1 pseudogene is annotated in these 506 nt (G+C 76.9%); it reads left to right on the forward strand.

What is annotated here, in order from left to right:
- Positions 1–72 precede the first annotated feature (72 nt).
- Positions 73–506: pseudogene (locus tag AX737_RS18245) on the forward strand (response regulator); the annotation flags it as partial.

The following is a 506-nucleotide window of genomic DNA, read 5'->3' on the forward strand; positions in this document are numbered from 1 at the left end:
CGCTGAGGCCCCGACCCGGGCCGGACGCCGCAACCGCGCCGCCCTCCGCCCGCGCCACCGCCGCCGGGCCTGACCACGTTCACGCTCTACCTGCCGCAGGCGTCGGCCCCGGCGGCGGTGGCGCGGGCGGAGGGCGGCGCGGTTGTGGCGTCCGGCCCGGGTCGGGGCCTCAGCGTGCTGGTGGTGGAGGACAACCTGGAGGTGGGCCGGTTCTGCACGCAGATCCTGGAGGATCTGGGCCACCGGCCGGTCTGGGCGCACAACGCGGAGGCGGCGCTGGCCGAGCTCGAGCGGGGGGAGGGGGCCGGTCCTGGGCGCTTCGACGCGGTGTTCTCGGACGTGGTGATGCCGGGCATGGGCGGGATCGAGCTGGCGCGGCGGCTGCGGGCGAGCCGGCCGGACCTGCCGGTGGTGCTGACCTCCGGCTACAGCCACGTGCTCGCCCAGGACGACGCCCACGGCTTCGAGCTCGTGCGCAAGCCCTACTCCGCCGAGGAACTCGCCCG

The organism is Methylobacterium sp. CCH5-D2 (assembly GCF_001556475.1).
Taxonomy (GTDB): Bacteria; Pseudomonadota; Alphaproteobacteria; order Rhizobiales; family Beijerinckiaceae; genus Methylobacterium; species Methylobacterium hispanicum.